19 protein-coding genes and 1 tRNA gene are annotated in these 18,762 nt (G+C 71.0%); 9 read left to right on the plus strand and 11 right to left on the minus strand.

Annotated elements, in window-relative coordinates:
* Positions 1-108 precede the first annotated feature (108 nt).
* The 8 genes from ACIA6C_RS19580 to ACIA6C_RS19615 form a co-directional block, all read right to left on the minus strand.
* Complete coding sequence (locus tag ACIA6C_RS19580) at positions 109-420, minus strand: hypothetical protein (RefSeq protein WP_399277449.1); 312 nt, start codon at positions 418-420, stop codon at positions 109-111.
* Between the two features lie 478 nt (positions 421-898).
* Positions 899-1,318, minus strand: coding sequence for a DUF6344 domain-containing protein (locus tag ACIA6C_RS19585; RefSeq protein ID WP_399277451.1), 420 nt, complete (start codon positions 1,316-1,318; stop codon positions 899-901).
* Positions 1,319-1,555: 237 nt separating this feature from the next.
* Positions 1,556-1,643, minus strand: a tRNA-Ser gene (locus ACIA6C_RS19590).
* 45 nt (positions 1,644-1,688) lie between these two features.
* Complete coding sequence (locus tag ACIA6C_RS19595) at positions 1,689-2,663, minus strand: trypsin-like serine peptidase (protein ID WP_399277453.1); 975 nt, start codon at positions 2,661-2,663, stop codon at positions 1,689-1,691.
* A 172-nt stretch (positions 2,664-2,835) separates the two neighbouring features.
* Positions 2,836-3,909, minus strand: coding sequence for a YeiH family protein (locus ACIA6C_RS19600; protein ID WP_399277455.1), 1,074 nt, complete (start codon positions 3,907-3,909; stop codon positions 2,836-2,838).
* The gene (locus ACIA6C_RS19605) at positions 3,909-4,463 is read right to left on the minus strand and encodes a cysteine dioxygenase family protein (RefSeq protein WP_361130986.1); all 555 of its coding nucleotides are present in this window, start codon (positions 4,461-4,463) and stop codon (positions 3,909-3,911) included. Before ACIA6C_RS19605 ends, ACIA6C_RS19600 begins: the two co-directional genes overlap by 1 nt.
* Positions 4,464-4,563: 100 nt before the next feature.
* The gene (locus ACIA6C_RS19610) at positions 4,564-5,469 is read right to left on the minus strand and encodes a LysR substrate-binding domain-containing protein (RefSeq protein WP_399277458.1); all 906 of its coding nucleotides are present in this window, start codon (positions 5,467-5,469) and stop codon (positions 4,564-4,566) included.
* Between the two features lie 198 nt (positions 5,470-5,667).
* Positions 5,668-7,194: a S1C family serine protease gene (locus ACIA6C_RS19615; RefSeq protein WP_399277460.1), complete on the minus strand. Its 1,527-nt coding sequence runs from the start codon at positions 7,192-7,194 to the stop codon at positions 5,668-5,670.
* A gap of 233 nt (positions 7,195-7,427) precedes the next feature.
* Between ACIA6C_RS19615 and ACIA6C_RS19620 the strand changes: the two genes are divergently transcribed.
* The 3 genes from ACIA6C_RS19620 to ACIA6C_RS19630 all read left to right on the plus strand — a co-directional run bounded on the left by ACIA6C_RS19620 (position 7,428) and on the right by ACIA6C_RS19630 (position 10,023).
* Complete coding sequence (locus ACIA6C_RS19620; RefSeq protein WP_361130977.1) at positions 7,428-8,228, plus strand: glycerophosphodiester phosphodiesterase; 801 nt, start codon at positions 7,428-7,430, stop codon at positions 8,226-8,228.
* An 85-nt stretch (positions 8,229-8,313) separates the two neighbouring features.
* Complete coding sequence (locus ACIA6C_RS19625; protein WP_366082209.1) at positions 8,314-8,916, plus strand: ATP-binding protein; 603 nt, start codon at positions 8,314-8,316, stop codon at positions 8,914-8,916.
* A gap of 132 nt (positions 8,917-9,048) precedes the next feature.
* A complete protein-coding gene (locus ACIA6C_RS19630; protein WP_399277463.1) occupies positions 9,049-10,023 on the plus strand; it encodes a DUF5926 family protein in 975 nt (324 codons plus the stop codon).
* Positions 10,024-10,206: 183 nt separating this feature from the next.
* Here ACIA6C_RS19630 and ACIA6C_RS19635 read toward each other — a convergent pair whose 3' ends face one another.
* On the minus strand, positions 10,207-10,767 hold the full coding sequence (locus ACIA6C_RS19635) for a hypothetical protein (RefSeq protein ID WP_399277465.1): 561 nt from the start codon (positions 10,765-10,767) through the stop codon (positions 10,207-10,209).
* Between the two features lie 108 nt (positions 10,768-10,875).
* A complete protein-coding gene (locus tag ACIA6C_RS19640) occupies positions 10,876-11,592 on the minus strand; it encodes a bifunctional DNA primase/polymerase (RefSeq protein WP_399277467.1) in 717 nt (238 codons plus the stop codon).
* Between the two features lie 407 nt (positions 11,593-11,999).
* Between ACIA6C_RS19640 and ACIA6C_RS19645 the strand changes: the two genes are divergently transcribed.
* Both ACIA6C_RS19645 and ACIA6C_RS19650 read left to right on the plus strand, forming a co-directional pair.
* The gene (locus ACIA6C_RS19645) at positions 12,000-13,565 is read left to right on the plus strand and encodes a PP2C family protein-serine/threonine phosphatase (RefSeq protein WP_399277469.1); all 1,566 of its coding nucleotides are present in this window, start codon (positions 12,000-12,002) and stop codon (positions 13,563-13,565) included.
* Between the two features lie 91 nt (positions 13,566-13,656).
* On the plus strand, positions 13,657-15,123 hold the full coding sequence (locus tag ACIA6C_RS19650) for an aminopeptidase P family protein (protein ID WP_399277471.1): 1,467 nt from the start codon (positions 13,657-13,659) through the stop codon (positions 15,121-15,123).
* 79 nt (positions 15,124-15,202) lie between these two features.
* Here ACIA6C_RS19650 and ACIA6C_RS19655 read toward each other — a convergent pair whose 3' ends face one another.
* Positions 15,203-15,685 (minus strand): ATP-binding protein, encoded by a 483-nt coding sequence (locus ACIA6C_RS19655; protein WP_399277473.1) that lies wholly within the window; start codon positions 15,683-15,685, stop codon positions 15,203-15,205.
* 243 nt (positions 15,686-15,928) lie between these two features.
* Here ACIA6C_RS19655 and ACIA6C_RS19660 point away from each other — a divergent pair, with 243 nt between their 5' ends.
* The 4 genes from ACIA6C_RS19660 to ACIA6C_RS19675 all read left to right on the plus strand — a co-directional run bounded on the left by ACIA6C_RS19660 (position 15,929) and on the right by ACIA6C_RS19675 (position 18,742).
* Positions 15,929-16,720: a hypothetical protein gene (locus ACIA6C_RS19660; RefSeq protein WP_399277475.1), complete on the plus strand. Its 792-nt coding sequence runs from the start codon at positions 15,929-15,931 to the stop codon at positions 16,718-16,720.
* Between the two features lie 110 nt (positions 16,721-16,830).
* Positions 16,831-17,544 (plus strand): YcnI family protein, encoded by a 714-nt coding sequence (locus ACIA6C_RS19665; RefSeq protein ID WP_399277477.1) that lies wholly within the window; start codon positions 16,831-16,833, stop codon positions 17,542-17,544.
* Between the two features lie 62 nt (positions 17,545-17,606).
* The gene (locus ACIA6C_RS19670) at positions 17,607-18,260 is read left to right on the plus strand and encodes an SCO family protein (protein ID WP_399277479.1); all 654 of its coding nucleotides are present in this window, start codon (positions 17,607-17,609) and stop codon (positions 18,258-18,260) included.
* Positions 18,257-18,742: a copper chaperone PCu(A)C gene (locus ACIA6C_RS19675; RefSeq protein WP_399277481.1), complete on the plus strand. Its 486-nt coding sequence runs from the start codon at positions 18,257-18,259 to the stop codon at positions 18,740-18,742. Before ACIA6C_RS19670 ends, ACIA6C_RS19675 begins: the two co-directional genes overlap by 4 nt.
* Positions 18,743-18,762: the final 20 nt, after the last annotated feature.

Consider the following 18,762-nt stretch of genomic DNA (forward strand, 5'->3'; position numbering starts at 1 on the left):
GCCGCCGTCCCGCTCGACGGAGGCGACCAACGGGAGCGCCCGCGCTACCGGACCCCAGCCGGTCCGGTCGCGCGGGCGCCCTCAGCAGTCAGCCCCGATCAGGCGGGCTTACCGCCACGGGAAGAAGTTCACCGCCACGGTGGCGTTGTGCTGCTGGATCGCCGTCCAGGCCGAGCCGTTCACCTGGGCGGTGTTGTTCTGGTTGGAGGCGCCGGCGCCCGTGGCGACCTGCTGCGAAGTGGAGGAGTTGCCGTGGTTGTTGCCGCCCACACCGCTGCCGATGACGCTGGCCACGCTCGCATTCGATCCGTCGTTCGCGAAAGCGCCGTTGTCCGCCGAGGCCACGCCACCGAACAGGGCGGCGGCGAGGGGGAGAGCGGCGACGGCGGCGATGACGCGTGCAGTACGGATGTTTGCCATGTCTGAATCCTCCAGGAGGAGCGAAGTGACGTTTCTACCGGGGCAGTTGACCGACCGCCCAGGTCGTTTTGCGTGGTGACGACGTCGCGAGATCAGAGTTGCCCACCGAATCCCCGGCGAACCATCCCGGAGTGCACGATTCCCCCGCAAGCATGAGCAACATCGGGTAAACCCGATTCGCACCCCTACGACCCCAGAGCAGCACCCGTGCATCGGGCGCCACTCCTCCCCCAGATGAGGAGAATCGTTTCTCCAATCAACCCGGTCCGGGCATGCAGAAAAGGGCCGCGCCGTCCGGGAATCCCGCCGTCTCCCGGGCCTGCGACCCTGCGATGCCACGCTTCGCGCCCCCGTGCGCCCCGGCGCCGCCGGGGCTCAGTCCATCGCGCCCGCTACCGGGGCACCTTGGGCGCGATCCACGGCCGTGACCGGCCGGGCTCCAGCGCCCGCTGTTCCCATCGGAGCCGCACCGTCCGTCCTACGCGGCGAGCTCCAGCTGCCGGGCGACGGCTCGGACGCCCCCACCGGCGCTGAGGGCCGCGGCCTGCCGGGTGCCACCGCCGGCGGCGGGCGACGCAGCCGGCTCCCCGACGGCTCCGGTGAGCCCACCCGCGGCGAGGGCCGTGGTCGAACGACGGACGGAAGGGCTCTTGCCGTGCGCTTCGGCTCGGATCCGCTGCTTGATCGTGGGCGGGAGCGAGCCCCCGCGCATCATCGCCCGCCAGGTCCGCCGGGCCACCATCGCCGGCCGGCGCCGGGCCGCCGTAACCGGGGGAGCGGCCACGGTCGCGGGGGCGGCCGTGGCAGCCTTCACGTCGAAGCCGAGGCCGGCGAGGATCGCCACGAGCGCGGCGAGGACGGTGGTCCAGAACGACGTGACGGTGCTGCGGAGAGCCATGACGGGTCCCTCATTTCGCGATGTTCCGAAGGGCGGATCTGAATACATTCGCCATGATGCTTCCGCAACCGCACGAACCCCACCACGCACGCCGATCTTCCGACAAACACCACTCAAAGGGATCAATGCCCCTCAGGGGCGGTGCCACAGCGACGCCCGGCACCGCCCCGTCCCGCCCACGACGAAGGGGCACCCCGGTCCGGGATGCCCCTTCTGATCAGCGCGTTCGCTGAGCTGTGGCGGTGGGTGTGGGATTTGAACCCACGGTGACTCGCGCCACGACGGTTTTCAAGACCGTTCCCTTAGGCCGCTCGGGCAACCCACCTGGCCGGTACAGAGTACCGGTCGGTGGGGGTGGCCGGGGGCCGGCTCAGGCGGACTGGGCCTGGTCGTAGGCCGCCTTGGCCTCGTTGCCGAAGTAGGGCCCGTACATCGTATTCGGCAGGAAGTTGTAGCCGAAGCTGTTGACCGAGACCTGGGTGCCGAGGCCGGTGGCCTCGTTGAAGTCCTGGAACCAGGGGCCGCCGCTGGAGCCGCCCGTCATGTTGCAGGACAGGCTGTGGTCCTTGGTCAGCAGGAAGTCCTTGCCGCTGTTCGCGCTGCAGTAGATCAGCTTCGTGCCGTCGTACGGGGCGGCCGCCGGGAAGCCGAACGAGTACATCTTCTTGTTGTAGCCCCCGTTGAACTGGATGCCCTGGGCTCCGACGGCCTGGCTGAGCTTCTGGCCGTTCAGCGGCGCGACGACCGCGAGGCCGACGTCCATGTTCATGTCCTCGCTCGCCGCCCACTGGGTGGTCGCGAAGGTCTTGGTCGCCGACCACTGACCGTACGGCGCGTTGCCGTTGTCGTACGCCGGGACGAAGATCCAGTTGGTGTGCCAGGCGCCCTGGTACTTCACGCAGTGCCCGGCCGTGATGACCGTGCTGCCGTTGGCGCTGGTGATCGAGTCGCCGGAGCAGGAAGCGGTCCGGCCGTTGAAGGTGAAGAACACCCGGCCCGAGGTCTTCACGATCGCGCCGCCGCCCGTCCAGGCGCCGCCCGGCTGCGGGAAGGAAGCGGGGGAGGCCGCTGGTGCCGGGGCGTCCGCCGGTGTCGGGGGGACCGACGTGGAGGGGATCGCCGGGCCGGCCGAGCGGTGGCCCCCCGGCCTCGGCGCCGCCGGGACGTCCAGCGGGGTGGCCGCCCGCATGCGCTCGGCGGTCCAGAAGCCCGGGGTCTGCTGCTGCCGGAAGGAGGAGGGCGCAGGGGCTTCCGCGGCGGCCGAGGGGGTGGCAGCCGTCAGCGCGCCGGCGAGCAGGGCGCCCGCCGCGAGGAGGACGGATGCGGTCGTGCGGTGTCGATTCACGCAGGACTCCTTCTGCCGTGCCCGGTCCGGTCGGAACCGGGCAGGGTGGGGGTGAAGAGTGGTCGGTGCGGATCGGGTGCAGGGTGGCACGGCCGGGATGAGATGTCAGGCCACAGTGGGAACGTTCGGACGGTTCCGGCCAGGAAATGGCCAACTCCCCTCGCCAGCAACCTCATACGGTGAGCAGCACGCCCCCGTAGGAGACCCCCGCGACCACCACCCAGGCGCCGAGCCCCAGCACCGCCGCCCGACCCCCGGTCCGGGCCAGGGTGGGCAGGTGGACCGCTGTGCCCAGGCCGAACAAGGCTGCGGCCAGCAGCGCCTCCTGGGCGGTGTGCGCCCAGCCCAGGGCCGCGCCGGGCAGTACGCCCGTGGCGCGCAGCGCTGCCGCCAGCAGGAAGCCGGCCACGAAGAGGGGCACCGGGGCCGGCCGTCGTCCCGAGGGCGTGCGCACTCCCCGCCGCCGGGCCCGTACCGAGAACGCGACTGCCGCGACGAGCGGGGCCAGCAGCGCCACGCGCATGAGCTTGATCAGTACCGCCTCACCGAGCGCGCCGGGTCCCGCCGTCTGCGCGGTCGCCACCACCTGCCCGACATCGTGGACGCTCGCACCCACCCATCGGCCGAAAGCCAGGTCGGACAGACCCAAAGGCCCTTGGATCAACGGCAGTACGGCAATGGCCAACGTTCCACACAGGGTCACCAGGGCAACGGAGGAAGCCACGTCCTCCTCGTCGCTGCCGGACACCTCGCTCACCGCTCCGATCGCCGAGGCCCCGCAGATCGAGTAACCGGTGGCGATCAGCAACGGCTGATCGCCCGGCAGGCCCAGGCGCCGGCCCAGCCACAGGGTGCCGAAGAACGTGGCCGCGACGACCCCGCTCACCATGGCCACCGTCGACCAGCCCAGGCGGAGTACCTGGTCCAGGCCCAGGCCCAGCCCGAGCAGGACGATGCCGATCCGCATCAGCCTCCGCCCGGCCAGGGACAGTCCCGGGCGCGCGGGTCCACGTACGAGGGCCCGGGTGACCGGGAGGTGTGCGACGGAGATGCCCAGCACCACCGACGCGGTCAGCATCGGAACAGCCGGCACCACGACGTGTACGCCCCAGGCGAGGAAGGCGCCACAGCCGGCGAGCGTCAGCCCGGGCCAAGGGGAGGGGGAGGCGGCGGGGGGTGTTTCACGTGAAACATGGCGTAGCCGGTCCCGGATCGGGCGGTGGGTCGGCCGGTTCAGCAGGGCCATCAGCCGGCCGGCATCGTGTAGACGCGGCGGACGCTGCTGCCCAGGCGGGCGACGTCGGCGCCGTAGACGTGGATGGATATCGCCGTCGTACGACAGGAGTTGCGGACCTTGTGGATGTCGCCGGGCGGCGCGAACCCGCAGACATCGCCGGGCCCGTTGACCACCTCCTCCGTGGGCACCAGCCGGGCATCCGCCGTCGCCGTGGCGGGGGCCAGCCGGTAGCGGAGCTCGCTTTCGGCTCCTTCGTAGACGCCGGCCACACACCACGCGACGTGGTCGTGGATGGCGGTCTCCTGACCGGGCAACCACACCAGCGCCACGACCGAGAAACTGCCGTCCGGCTCGGCGTGCAGCACGTGCTGCCGGTACCGGTCCGCGTGCCCCTCCCGCTGCTCCGGGGTGAGCAGACCGTCTTCACGCAGGTACGGGGCGAGCCGCTCACCGACGAGGTGGGCGGTCAGGTCGGGACTGAGCCCACGCTCCACGACTGCGCGGATCTCACTGACGAAGGCGGCCATGCGCGTGGTCGTACGTACCGGTGTAGTGGTGGTCATACAGCGAGCGTCGGGCAGCCCATCCATCACGTCCAACGACAGTTCTGACCCGAAATCCCAAGCTGGGTTTATGGGTTGGCCCGGCCGCCGCGGCTCGGGATCAGCAGCCGACGCGGTTCTCCGCCACCCGTTTCAGCTCGTTCAGGACCACCGAGGTGGCAGGGATCCGCAGGTGGTCCCGGTACACGTACGCGGCGATGTGGCGGCGCGCCGCCGGCTGGAGTGGCCGGCCGCAGACCCGCGTCAGTGAGAGCGAGGGGAGCACCAGGGCGGGCATCATCGCCACCCCCAGACCCTGTGCGACCAGGCTCTGCACCACGAGGTTGTCGTCGGTCGCGAACCGGATGTCGGGGACGAAGCCGAGCTCCGCGCACTCGTGCAGCAGGTTGGCCCGGCAGCGCGGGCACCCGGCGATCCACCGTTCCTCGGAAAGGTCGGCCAGGTGGACGGCCCGGCGCCGGGCCAGGGGGTGCCCGGTCGGCAGGAGGACCGTCAGCTGGTCCTCCAGCAACTTGACCTCGGCGACCTCCTCCGGGACCTCCTCGTGCAGCCCGGGGTAGGTGAAGGCCAGCGTGATGTCGCACTCGCCGCGCTGGAGCCGGCGCAAGGACTCCGGCGGTTCACCCTCCAGCAGCTCGACCTGGATGCCCGGATGGTCCTTCGCCAATCCGCTGAGCGCCTCGGGGACGAGGGTGACGTTGGCGCTGGGGAACCCGCAGACCCGTACCCGCCCTGTCCGCAGCCGCGCATACGCCTTGAGCTGCGCTTCGGCCGCGGAGAGGCTGCCGAGGATGAATTCGGCATGCCGGGCCAGGGACTTCCCGGCCTCGGTGAGCTGCATCGTCCGGCCGACCCGGGTGAAGAGCGGGGTACCCACGGCGCGTTCCAGCGCCTTCATCTGCTGGGTGATCGCGGGCTGGGTGTACCCCAGGACGCGCGCGGCCGCCGAGTAGGACCCGGAGGCGACTACTTCGTGGAATGTCCGTATGTGCCGAGAATCGAACACGAAGGAAGCATAAGCGGACGTTGGGAGGGGCCGTAGGCGGAATCCCGCCCACGGCCCCTCTCCATCAAGCCATCGCCCAGCGGGTGTTGAGTGCCCGCCCTTGGCGCCCCGCCCGCGTCAGCGTCGCCACGACCGCCGGGGCAATGGTCGGACCGGGCCCGTTGCCCCCGCCCGCGTCAGCGTCTCGTCACCGACCCGTCAGGGCTTGTCGCCCACGCGCGAGCCGAGCGTGATGTCCACCGAGTTCGGCTTGCCGTCGCGCAGGTAGGTGAGCTTCACCGTGTCGCCGGGCTTGTACGTCCAGATCTCGCTGATCAGGGTCGGGCCGCTGTCGATCGGCTTGCCGCCGAACTGGGTGATGATGTCGCCGGGCTTGAGGCCCGCCTTGCCTGCAGGACCGTTCGGGTCGACCAGCTCGTTGGCGGGGGCGCCCTGCTCGGAGATCTTGGCCCCTTCGACCTTGGCCTGGAGGTCCACCGAGACCGAGATGATCGGGTAGACCGGCTTGCCCGTCTTGATCAGCGACTGGGCGACGTTCTTGGCCTGGTTGATCGGGATGGCGAAGCCGAGGCCGATCGAACCGGCCTGCCCGCCGCCGAAACCGCTGTTCCCTGCGGACTGGATCGCCGAGTTGATGCCGATGACCGCGCCCCGGCCGTCGAGGAGCGGACCGCCGGAGTTGCCCGGGTTGATCGAGGCGTCGGTCTGGAGCGCGCTCATGTACGAGTTCTTGCTCCCGGAGCCGTCACCGGAGGCAACGGGGCGGTTCTTGGCACTGATGATGCCGGTGGTGACCGTGTTGGACAGGCCGAAGGGGGCGCCGATCGCGATCGACGAATCCCCGACCGCGACTTTGTCGGAGTCGCCGAGCGGTAGCGGCTTGAGTCCGGCCGGCGCGTTCTTGAGCTTGATCACGGCCACGTCGTAGCCCTGCGCGCGGCCGACCACCTCGGCGTCGTACTTCTTGCCGTTGGAGAAGGTCGCGGTCAGCTTGCCGCCATTGGCGGCGGAGGCGACGACGTGGTTGTTGGTGAGGATGTGGCCCTCTTCGTCGTAGACGAATCCGGTGCCGGTGCCGCCTTCGCCGTCTCCGGCCGAGGCCTCGATGGTGACCACGCTGGGGAGCGCGCCCGCCGCCAGGCCCGCGACCGAGCCGGGCTCTCGCTTGAGGTCCTTGGGGGTGGTGGCGGTGATCGTGGTCGAGCCGGCGCCGTCGTGGCCGCGCTCCGCAGCCCAGTAGCCGACACCACCGCCGACGCCGCCGGCGAGGAGGGCCGCGACGAGCACTCCCGCGACCAGGCCGCCCCTGCCCTTGGGCTTGGGGCCCGGAGCGCCGTGGGCGGTCAGCGGGGCGCCCCAGGTGCCACCGCCGTGGCCGCCGTCCGCGCCGTAGGCCGGGACGGCGGGGGGCGGCGGGGGCCAGCCCTCCGCGCCGTGCGCCGCCGGGGCCTGACCGTAGGGCGCCTGGCCCTGCGGGGTCTGCCCGTACGCGTCCTGCGCCGCGCTCTGGCCATAGGCCGCGGCGGGCGGCGCGGTCGGAGCAGCCGGAACCTGCTGGGTCGGCTCGGCGCCGGCCGCATGGGCCGCGGGGTGCGCCGCAGGCGCGGCACCGGGCTCGGCGGCCGACGCGGGCTCGGGGGTGGTGGAAGGGGCCACGGGCACAGGGGGTGCGGACGGGGCCGCGGGGGGCGTCGGGGCCGCGGTGCCCTCGTTCTCGGTGCTCACAGCGCTCTCTCCTCGTTCACACACACGGCTACTGGTGCTGGATATCTGGTGATACCGGTCCGACTGAACGTTCGACGTGCCGCACAAGTTCCAGTACAGAGCCTTTCCCATGACCCGTCAGAGCACTGTAAGCCGGACCTGTGCATCTCCCACCATTCTTTATATCCGACATTTCACACCCATCGACAGGACTCACCCCGACGCGTGAGCCCCCGCGGTGGCACCATGACCCGGTGACCCACGCAACGCCGCGCCCCATCCAGGTCGTCGCCCACCGCGGCGCCTCGGAGGATGCCCCCGAGCACACCCTGGCCGCCTACCGGAAAGCCATCGAAGACGGCGCCGACGGCCTCGAATGTGATGTCCGGCTCACCGCCGACGGCCACCTCGTGCTCGTCCACGACCGCCGGGTCAATCGCACCTCCAACGGCCGCGGCGCCGTCTCGGCCCTGGAACTGGCCGACCTCGCCGCCCTCGACTTCGGATCCTGGAAGGACCGCGAGGAGGCACCCGACTGGGACGCCGACCCCGAGCGCACCTCCGTGCTCACCCTGGAGCGGCTGCTGGAGCTGGTCTCCGACGCCGGCCGCCCGGTGCAGCTGGCGATCGAGACGAAACACCCGACCCGCTGGGCCGGACAGGTGGAAGAGCGGCTCCTCTTCCTCCTCAAGCGCTTCGGACTGGACGCCCCGCCCGCGGAGGGCCCCCACCCCGTACGGGTCATGAGCTTCTCCCCCCGCTCCCTGCACCGGGTGCGGGCGGCCGCTCCGACGATTCCGACCGTCTACCTGATGCAGTTCATCTCGCCGCGGATGCGGGACGGGCGGCTGCCGGCCGGTGTGAGCATCGCCGGACCGGGGCTGCGGATCGTGCGCAACCACCCCGGCTACATCCGCCGGCTCCAGGCCGCAGGCAACCCCGTTCACGTATGGACCGTAAACGAACCCGAGGACGTTCAGCTCTGCGCTGATCTGGGCGTAGAAGCGATCATCACGAACAGACCACGCCAGGTTCTGTCACAACTGGGGCGCTGACGTCCCGTTTTGCGCACACGCTTCCCCTGCCACTTCCGTAACAAGGTGTGCACCGGCGCATCCGCTCCGCATTTGTCCGTCGTGAATGCGTCAGAGGGCTCGGCCGGGGCGGTTTCCGGTCCAGGCCATTGGGGCATCCAGACCATGGCGTGGGGCTAAGGAGGTTCCGGGGGTGGCGTTGGTGATGGCACAGGAAGTGCCCACGTCGTCGTGCATGGGCGTACGCCACGGCCCTGCGGGCGTGGGCGAGGCGAGGCACCGGATGCGCCGGGAGCTGCGCATCAGCGGGGTGTCCGAATCGGTCGTGGACGACGCCGTACTGATCCTTTCCGAACTGCTCAGCAACGCCTGCCGACACGGCCGGCCACTGGGCGCGCGGGAGATCGGCGACGGGGAGATACGCGCGGCATGGCGCGTCGACAAGGCGGGACGGCTCACGGTCGAGGTCACGGACGGCGGCGGGCCCACCCGTCCGGTCCCGGCCACGCCCTCGGTCACCGCACGGGGCGGCCGCGGGCTGAACATCATCAGCGCCCTGGCCCAGGACTGGGGCGTCCGGGACGGTGCGGCGGGTGAGGTCACCGTATGGGTGATCGTCGCCTGCGGGACCCGGCACGAGGACTTCGCTACGCGCGTTGCGTCCCCGGCGATCGATTTCGGTGCGGCCTTCGACGACCTGGACACCTGAGAGGGCAGACGGCGGCCGTCCGGGAGCGCACGCCGACCGTGCTCCCGGCCGCACCCCACCGGTTCCGGCGGTACCAACGGCTAGGCTCGCGCCCAGAACCCGCCGTACCGCCGCAACCGGGAGACACCCACGATGGCAAAGAAGCGCCCCGCCGCGAAGACCGCGAAGCCGCAGCTCCACAACGGGGAGATCCCCGTGGTGGGTGCACGCGAGCCCTGTCCCTGCGGATCCGGGCGCCGCTACAAGGCCTGCCACGGCGCCGCCGCCGCGCACGCCGTCACCGAGCACGTGCAGCGCCCCTTCGAGGGCCTGCCGGGCGAGTGCGACTGGGTGGCGCTGCGCGAGCTCGTCCCCGCGGCCACCGTGCCCCTGACCCTCAAGGGCGGCCTACCCGAGGGCGTCCCGTCCGTCACGCTGGTCACCGTACTGCCGATGGCCTGGCCGGCCCTGCGCCGCGAGGACGGTTCCGTACTCCTCGCCCTCCAGAACGACTCGACGACCGGGGACCTCGCCCGCGACATGGCGGACACCCTGGAGCGCGCACTGACGGCGGAGCCGGGGTCACCGGTTCCGGCCCGCCGGGTTCCGGCCGAGGGCCCGCGACTCCAGGATGTCCTGGACGTCGACGGCGTTTTCGAGCCGGTTGTGCACCGTGGCTTCGAATTCTGGATTCCGGATGCGGAGAGCGCTCAGAACGCCTCCCCGGAGGTCTCCGCCTCGCTGGAACGCGCCAACGCCGCCGCCATCCCGACGGTCAAGCTGACCGGCGTGGACGCCGCCTACTGGTGCGAGACGCCCGAGAAGAACCACCTGCGCTGGGTCATGCCGCACCCCGAGGAGAAGCTGCTCGACGCCCTCGCGCGCCTGCACGCGGCCGGCACCTCCTCGCTCGGCGAAGGCACCAAGCTCGTCGGGTCGTTCCGCGCACACGGCCTGATGGTTCCCGTATGGGACCTGCCCACCGGAGTCTCGGCCGACGACGTGGAGAAGCCCGCCGCGGAGCTCGCGGAGCGCCTGGCCGCGGCGCTGGCGACGGACGCCCCGCTCACCCACGAGGAGCGCCGGGCGCGCGGTGGGCTGACCAACCGTCAGGTGACGCTCAGCTGACCGCTCCGAGCCCCGGCGGGTGCGGTGACTGGGGTCACAACTCCCGCTAATCGCCTGCAAATCGCTGTCTGAATATCAGAGATCGAATTTGCGAACAGGCGATCTCTTGTTACCGTTCTTGTAGCCCGGTCGCTGGTGCATCCCCCGTCGCCAGCGACCGGGCCCTTCCATTTACGGTGGTGTTCAACCACCGCTCGGTGCCGGTGCGTTGCTCCCGGACCGCAGTAGCAGTGCACCTTCATCATCCGGAACTGCAAACTCCGCTACGGCCGAGTAACCGTTCACCGCGCCCGCCGAAGCCGCCTTGGGCGTCTCGCACAGTCCCGGCTCGTCCCCGGCGCCCACCGCGCAGCGGATCTGCACCGTGCGCCCCGCCGGCCCCATCACCGTCAGCACGGCGTCCAACGGACGGCCGCTGGTGTTGCGGTAGTAGCTGCGGCCCCAGGTGCTGCCCTCGCTCGCCAGGACGCAGGTCTGGGCCTCCAGGCCGTGCGGCGAGGTGAGTTCGGGGCCGCACCGCGAGTCCGTGCGGGGCTGTTCCGGCGGACCGGGCTTCGCCGGGCGGGCGGCGGCCCGCTCCTTGTCCGACGTACGCGAAGAGCCGGAAAGGCCGAGCGAGGAGAGCAACCCGCCCCCCTTTCCGTCACCCTGACCGGCGAAATCCGGCCCGGCGATCGCTCCGGCAAGCGGAAGCGACAAGATGATCAGCACACCGGCGCCGATACCGATCAAGCGGAGATTCATTCGCCGAAGATAGCGATACGGGAATGGGGCACGGATCTCCCCGCGCCCAATTCCCCTGCAAACCGGCCCCGCCGACACCCGTAAGAGTGATCCGACGGGCGCGCGGCATCAGTACGCGAGCCGGCTCCCGCCGCCCGGCGCCCCGCTGCTCGCTTCCACCAACGCGTGTACGAGCTCCTCGACCTCGGGCAGCCGGATGCCCTGCGGCCCTACGGACGGCTCCCGCTCCCAGTGGACGTGTCCGCCACCGGACGCGGGCGAGGGCGGCAGGAGGAGGTATCCGCCCTCACCGTGGAAACGCAGCGAGGAGGGCACGTGGTCCTTCGCGTAAAGGAGTTCACCGAGCCGCTCCAGCGAATACGGCGCCACCAGCAGCGACCAGCGGGTGGGTGTCGCGACGATCGGGCCCAGCCTCATTCCCTGCGCGTCCAGCCGTACGACGGCACGCGCGGCCGCGACGGCCGGGAGGCTGACCGCGCACGGCGCCGCGCCACCGGTGGCCATCAGTACCGGGGCACCCGGCCGCCTCGCCCACCACCAGGCCACCATCCGGGGGTCGCGGGTCGCCGCGAGCAGGCCGGGATCGAAGGGGTGCGCGCCGGGCACGACGCAGTCGGGGTCGGGGCAGGCGCACCGGGCGCCGTCGCCGCCGGCCCGGCCCACGCCGGGGAGGACGGGCCAACGCCATACGGTCGCGCAGGTCAGGGCCGCATCGAGCAGGGACGCGGCGCCGCCGTCCGGGTCGTGGGCGGCGGGAGGGTTAGAGAGCCGGGATTTCAAGCGATCGCGGAGCCGCTGGAGACGCCTTCCGAGGATCTCGCGCATGTGCGCTCGTTCCTTTCCGTTGAACGCCGAGGGCCACATCACACCACGTAAGCGGTGTTTCACCACACGTACACGTTTCGCGTCACTGTCCGCCGAAAGCAGGTTCACACGGTTCGTGCAGTTTTCTTACGGGTCCATCCAACGTACGGCGGGACCGAGCGCGGCCCCCGCCGGTGCCGAGACCGGCTGCCGCCGCTTAGGACGACGGCACGCGCCGGGCGGTTCCCGGCGGGATGCCGGGAGGCGTCAAGTGGCCCCGGGCATCACCGTTTACGTACCCGGACCCGCTGGGACGCCCGCTCAGTCGATCGCAAAAACCGTCCGCTTCCGGCATTTTCCAGCCAAGTTTTGCCCTTGGGTGGACAGTGAGTTGTGGTCCTGCGGACACCAGGATTCCCACCTGGGCAATGCTGGACATCGCTCCTCGTGTGCGTGTAGATGTGGATCCATTGATGGCGGCGCAGCACGATCTGGGGGTTTGCGATGCTATATGGCGAATCGCACCAGGTGGAAAGGCGGACGCCATGAGCGCCTCGCATCTGCCGAAAGTGGCTGGAATCGATCCAGCAGTTACCGCATCACCGCAGACTGCCGCGCCCACCGCGGCTGCTCCCGCACGCACCGCCCCTCCCGTCCAGACCGTGCCGCCTGCCGCGAGCACCGTCATCCAGGACCGGCTGGCGGGCATGGTCTCCGATCTGACCACCCTCCACGAACTGACCGAACGCCTCGCCCGGGCCGTCGATCTCGACGCCTCCCTGCGCGAGTTCGTGCGCGCCGGCGCCGCACTCGTCGGCGCCCGCCGCGGCCTGGTCGTCCTGGAGCCGTCCGACGGGCTCGGTCCGAGCACCACCATCGGCCTCGGCCTCGGCCACGCGGACCTCGGCCACATCGAGACGGTGCCCCGCAGCGCGACCTCGTACGGCCGCATCCTGGACGGGCTCCCGGACGCGCAGGGCGGGTCCGAAGTCCTCCCGGAGATCGGCGCCCCGCCGGGTGCGGGCGGGTTCGCCGCCCCCGTCGACCCCCGCCACCGCGAGGTCGCCGCCCGGCTCGGCTACGCCGCCAGCTACGCGCTCCCGCTGGCCGCAGAAGCCACCGGCCGGCTCGGGGCGGCCGTCTGGCTCTACGACGAGCAGGCCGAACCGAGCGAACGCCAGCGCGACCTGGCCGGGCTCTACGTACGGCACGCCGCCGAGCACCTCGCGCGGATGATGGAGGTCGAGCGTTCCCGCTCCCGGCTGGCGACCGTCGCCGAGGAGCTGCTGCCCAGCAGGCTGCCCCGGATCGCGGGGGTTCAGCTCGCGGCCCGGCACCACACCGGACCGCGCGGCGGCGGCGACTGGTACGACGCGCTGCCGCTGCCCGAGGGCGCCATGGGACTGGCCGTCGGGTCCGTCAGCGGTTCCGGGCCGAGCGCGGTCGCGGCGATGGGGCGGATGCGCGCCTCGCTGCGCGCGTACGCGGTCATGGAGGGTGAGGACCCCGTCGCCGTCCTGTCCGACCTCGAACTGCTGCTGCGGCTGACCGAGCCCGCGCGCTCCGCGACCGCCCTGTTCGCCTACTGCGAGCCGGCCTCCCGCAAGATGATCCTGGCCGGGGCCGGCCACGCCCCGCCGCTGCTCATCGGCGAGCGGCGCACCGAGTACGTGGAGACCTCACTGTCCGCGCCGCTGGGAATGCTGGCCTGCTGGGAGGCGCCGAGCGTGGAGATCGGACCCGCGCCCGGAGAAACGGTGCTGCTGTACACCGACGGGCTGCTGCGGCGCACCGGCGACCCCATGGACCGGGCCTACGCTCGGCTGCACGCCGCGGCCGCGGGCGTTCCTCGCAGTGCCCGCGACGACCCGGCGGCCGTCTGCGACCACATCCTGCGCACGGTGTTTCCCCAGGCGGACGACACCGAGCCGGCCGGCGGCGCCGGTGCGGAACCGGCCGAGGACATCGTGCTGCTCGCGGTCCGGTTTGACTGATTTGTCACATGACCCGACATGGGTCTTCCGCTCACCCATACGATGGACGAGGTCCACACCCGGTCCGTTCTGTCGTAGCTGAGGAGAAGACGTGGCTGACGAGCTCATCCCGGAGACCCCGGAAGAAGAGCAGCCCCAGAAGAAGCACAAGCAGCGCAAGAACTCGCTGTACCCGGGCGTCAGCGAGGAACTCGCGGAGAACATGCGCACCGGCTGGGCCGACACGGAGCTGCGCGGGCTGGAGCCGATCGCCCAGGCCGCTCACACCGCTGCCCGCCGCGCCGCCCTGTCCGCACGTTTCCCCGGCGAGCGCCTGGTCGTCCCCGCGGGCCGGCTGAAGACGCGCTCGAACGACACCGAGTATCCCTTCCGGGCGTCGACCGAGTACGCGTACCTCACCGGCGACCAGGCCGAGAACGGCGTCCTGGTCCTGGAGCCCTCGGGCGACAACGGCCACACCGCCACCGTCTACCTGCTGCCCCGCTCCGACCGCGAGAACGGCGAGTTCTGGCTGTCCGGCCAGGGCGAGCTGTGGGTCGGCCGCCGCCACTCCCTCGCCGAGGCCGAGCAGCTGCTGGGCGTCCCCGCCAAGGACGTCCGCGAACTGCCCGACGCCCTCGCCGAGGCCGCCGGCCCGGTCCGCGTCCTGCGCGGCCACGACACCGTCATCGAGAAGGCGCTGACCGACAAGGTCACCGCCGAGCGCGACGAAGAGCTGCGCGTCTACCTCTCCGAGGCCCGCGCCGTGAAGGACGACTTCGAGATCGGCGAGCTGCAGAAGGCCGTCGACTCCACCGTCCGCGGCTTCGAGGACGTGGTGAAGGTCCTCGACAAGGCCGAGGCGACGTCCGAGCGCTACATCGAGGGCACCTTCTTCCTGCGCGCCCGTGTCGAGGGCAACGACGTCGGTTACGGCTCCATCTGCGCCGCCGGCCCGCACGCCTGCACCCTGCACTGGGTCCGCAACGACGGTGACGTCCGCTCCGGTGACCTGCTGCTTCTCGACGCCGGTGTGGAGACCCACTCCCTCTACACCGCCGATGTCACGCGCACGCTGCCGATCAACGGCACGTACACCGACATCCAGCGCAAGATCTACGACGCGGTCTACGAGTCCCAGGAAGCCGGCATCGCCGCCGTGAAGCCGGGCGCCAAGTTCCGCGACTTCCACGACGCCTCGCAGCGCGTGCTGGCGGAGAAGCTCGTCGAATGGGGTCTGGTGGAAGGCCCGGTCGAGCGGGTGCTGGAGCTCGGCCTCCAGCGCCGCTGGACCCTGCACGGCACCGGCCACATGCTCGGCATGGACGTGCACGACTGCGCCGCCGCGCGCACCGAGGCGTACGTCGACGGCACGCTGGAGCCGGGCATGTGCCTGACCGTGGAGCCCGGTCTCTACTTCCAGGCCGACGACCTGACCGTGCCGGAGGAGTACCGCGGCATCGGCGTCAGGATCGAGGACGACATCCTCGTGACCGAGGACGGCAACCGGAACCTGTCGGCAGGCCTGCCCCGCGCCTCGGACGAGGTCGAGGCGTGGATGGCGCGCCTCAAGGGCTGATCACCGCCTCACGCACCGGTGGGCGGGTTCCCGTACGGGAGCCCGCCCACCGGCGTGTCCGGGAGGAACCGGTCAGGGCCTACGACACCTTGAGCAGCGCGCCCTCGCGCCACTTGAGGACCTTGTCGAAGCTGACCACCGCACCCCGGCCCGGGCGGTTGCGGAAGCGGACCTGGTCGGAGAGCTCCGCGATCAGCCCCAGGCCCCGGCCGTGCTCCTTCTCGGACGGTCCGGCGGGCGGAGGTCTGTGCCCGGCGACCGTCGAGGGCGGGAAGCCCGGACCCGAGTCGGTCACCTCGATGCGGCAGCGGTCCCCGTCCAGATACGCCGTCACGCGGTACTCGGCGCAGACCGCGGGGTCCGGCCTTCCGGCGCGGGACGGACCGGACACCGGTCCGCCGTGCTCGACCGCGTTCGCACACGCCTCGCTCAACGCCACCGACAGGTCGAAACAGATGTCCGGGTCCACCCCCGCGGTCTCCATCGTCCCGAGCAGCAGTCGCCTGGCGAGCGGCACGCTCGCGGCTTCGCGCCTCAAGTGGAGAGACCACCAGATGCTCATACGGTTACCTATTGCCGCCCTCGGTCACCCGTAAGCCCCCGTGACCGCCGGAGCCCTCATTCGGCGGCCGGAGCGCCCGTTCGGCCGATGCGGCCTCGCGACGGCGGGCGTACACGGCCGGGGCACCGCCGGCACGGCTGCGAGTCGACCGCTCGAACAGCGCTCGGGAGCCCATGGGGACGCATGGGACGTTCCGGACCTGCCGTATGTCCCTCGCCGGGGCAGTGCGATGATGGCCCGGCCATGACTGCCCCCCAAGCGACGGATGCCGGAGCGGGCCTCCGGACGATACGGGCCGCGGTGTTCACCGCGGTCTGCGTCGTGTTGTCCGCGGTCGGGCACGCCGTGGCGTCCTGCGCCACCGTGCCGTGGTGGGCCCTCGGCCTCGGCTTCCTCGCGCTCTTCGCGGTCACCGCGCCGCTGGCGGGGCGTCGGCGCTCACTGCCCGGCATCGCCGGCGGGCTCGCCGTCGGCCAGGTGGCTCTGCACGCGGTGTTCGGCTTCGGCCAGCACGGCGCCGCGGCGCCGGTGGACTCCGCCTCCTCGGACTCCTCGCTCGCCGCGCTCGCCGCGCAGCTGATCTGCGGGGGCAACTCCGTACCGCCGAGCCCGGAAGACGCCCGGCTGATCCTGGAGACCGCAGGGCTGGACCCGGCCGCGATGGCCGCGCACGGGCACATGGCTCACGCGCACATGGCCCACGCACCGCAGACCGCCCTGTTCAGCCCCGCCATGCTGCTCGGCCATCTGCTGGCCGCGCTCGGCGCCGGCTGGCTGCTGGGGCGCGGCGACGCCGCCCTTTTCCGGCTCGTCGAGTTGTCCCGGCTGTCCGCCGAGGCGGATCCGGTACGTCCGCTGCGTACCGCCCTGGCGCTGGTACGAGCCCTCGTCTCCGGGTTGCCGGGCGCGCCCGAACGCCTTGCGCGGACTCCCCGGAGCACGGCTTCCCCGGACGTCTCCACCGGTCGTGGAGCGCTCCAGCACACAGTGATCAGGCGCGGGCCGCCGAGGGCGGCACTCACCCTCGCAGCCTGACGCGGCACCTCCACTCCCGGTGATCACGGGAGCACCGGTGCCGTGCTTCCCGCGTGCTCCCGCACGCGGAGCCATGTCACTGTTTCCTGGTTCTTTGGAGCGTTCCTGCCATGAAGACCTCTCGTGTCTCCTTCGCCGCCGCCCTCGCCGCCGGCGCCGTCCTCGTCCTCTCCGGTCCTGCCTTCGCCCACGTCGGCGTCCAGCCGGGTGAGGCCGCCAAGGGCGGTTACGCGGTGATCAACTTCAAGGTCCCGAACGAGCGCGACAACGCGTCGACCACGCAGCTCGAGGTCAACTTCCCCATCGACCAGCCGCTCACCTCCGTCATGCCGCAGGACATTCCCGGCTGGACCGTGAACGTCGAGAAGAGCAAGCTCGACAAGCCGCTCACCGTGCACGGCAAGCAGATCAACGAGGCCGTCACCAAGGTGACCTGGACCGGCGGCAAGATCGAGCCCGGCAAGTTCCAGCAGTTCCCGGTCTCCATCGGCAAGCTGCCCGACAACGCGGACCAGATGGTCTTCAAGGCGATTCAGACCTACGACAACAACGAGGTCGTGCGCTGGATCGAAGAGACCAAGGCAGGCGCCCCGGAGCCGCAGAACCCGGCGCCGGTCCTCAAGCTGACCGCCGCGGCCGGCTCCGACGACCACCACGACGACGGCGCCACGAAGAGCGACGACGCCAAGGGCCACGAGGACAGCCACGACGAGGCCGCGGCGAGCGGCTCGGACACGACCGCACGCGCCCTCGGCATCGCCGGCATCGTTCTCGGTCTCGGTGGCGTCGCGTTCGGCTTCGCCTCACGTCGCCGCGCCTCCTGACCGGCGGGCCCCACGGGCCCTGTCACCGACCATCCACACCCCGATCCCAGGGATTCCTCCCCATGCGCACCACACGTGTGACGGTCGCCGCGTTCGTCGCGGCGGCCACGCTCGCCCTCACCGCCTGCGGCGGTGAGCCGGCCAAGTCCAGCGGCTCGGTCAACCAGATCACCGGCACCGACAAGGCCGGTTCGGCGACCGTCCTCGACCGCCCCTTCGACAAGCCGGACCTCGTCCTCACGGACACCACCGGCAAGCCGTGGAACCTGCGAGAGCAGACCAAGGGTCGCCCGACGCTGATCTACTTCGGCTACACCAACTGCCCCGACGTGTGCCCCCTGACCATGAGCAACATCGCGGTCGCGAGGAAGGCACTGCCCAAGGCCGACCAGGACAAGCTCCAGGTCGTCTTCGTCACCACCGACCCCGAACGGGACACCCCCGCATCCCTCGGCACGTGGCTCAAGGCCCAGGACCCGTCCTTCATCGGACTGACCGGGGACTTCACCACCATCCAGACCGCAGCACGGTCACTCGGCATCGGTATCGAGGCTCCCAAGAAGGAGGCCGACGGCAGCGTCGTCTCCATGCACGGCGCCCAGGTCATCGCGTTCTCTCCCAAGACCGACGAGGGCTATCTCCTCTACGGCGAGAGCACCACCGTCGATGACTACACCAAGGACCTGCCGAAGATCGTCAAGGGAGAGAACCCGTGAACGCCCGCACCACCCGCACCCTCGCCGCCGCGCTCTCCCTGACCGCAGCGCTCGCGATATCCGGCTGCTCCTCCGAATCGGACGGCAAGACCGCGGACGCCACTCCGAAGCTGTCGGTCAGCGGGGCTTTCATGCCCGAGCCCGTCGACGACAAGATGGCCGGCGCCTTCATGGTCATCACCAATGACTCGAAGACGCCCGACAAGCTCACCGGCCTGACCAGCCCGCTCTCCGACGACCTCCAGATCCACGAGACCAAGGACCAGAAGATGAGGCAGGTCGCCTCTCTGGACGTGCCCGCCAACGGCCGGCTCAGCCTGGAGCGCGGCGGCAGCCACGTCATGCTCATGGGGCTCAAGAGCAAGCCGAAGGTCGGCGACAAGGTCAAGGTCGAGCTCAAGTTCGCCAAGGCGGACCCGATCACGATCGAGCTGGACGTGAAGGACCGTACGTACACCGGGCAGAGCTCCAACGCCCACTGACGGACCGAGGAACTGACACG

The organism is Streptomyces sp. NPDC051578, assembly GCF_044454045.1.
GTDB lineage: Bacteria > Actinomycetota > Actinomycetes > Streptomycetales > Streptomycetaceae > Streptomyces.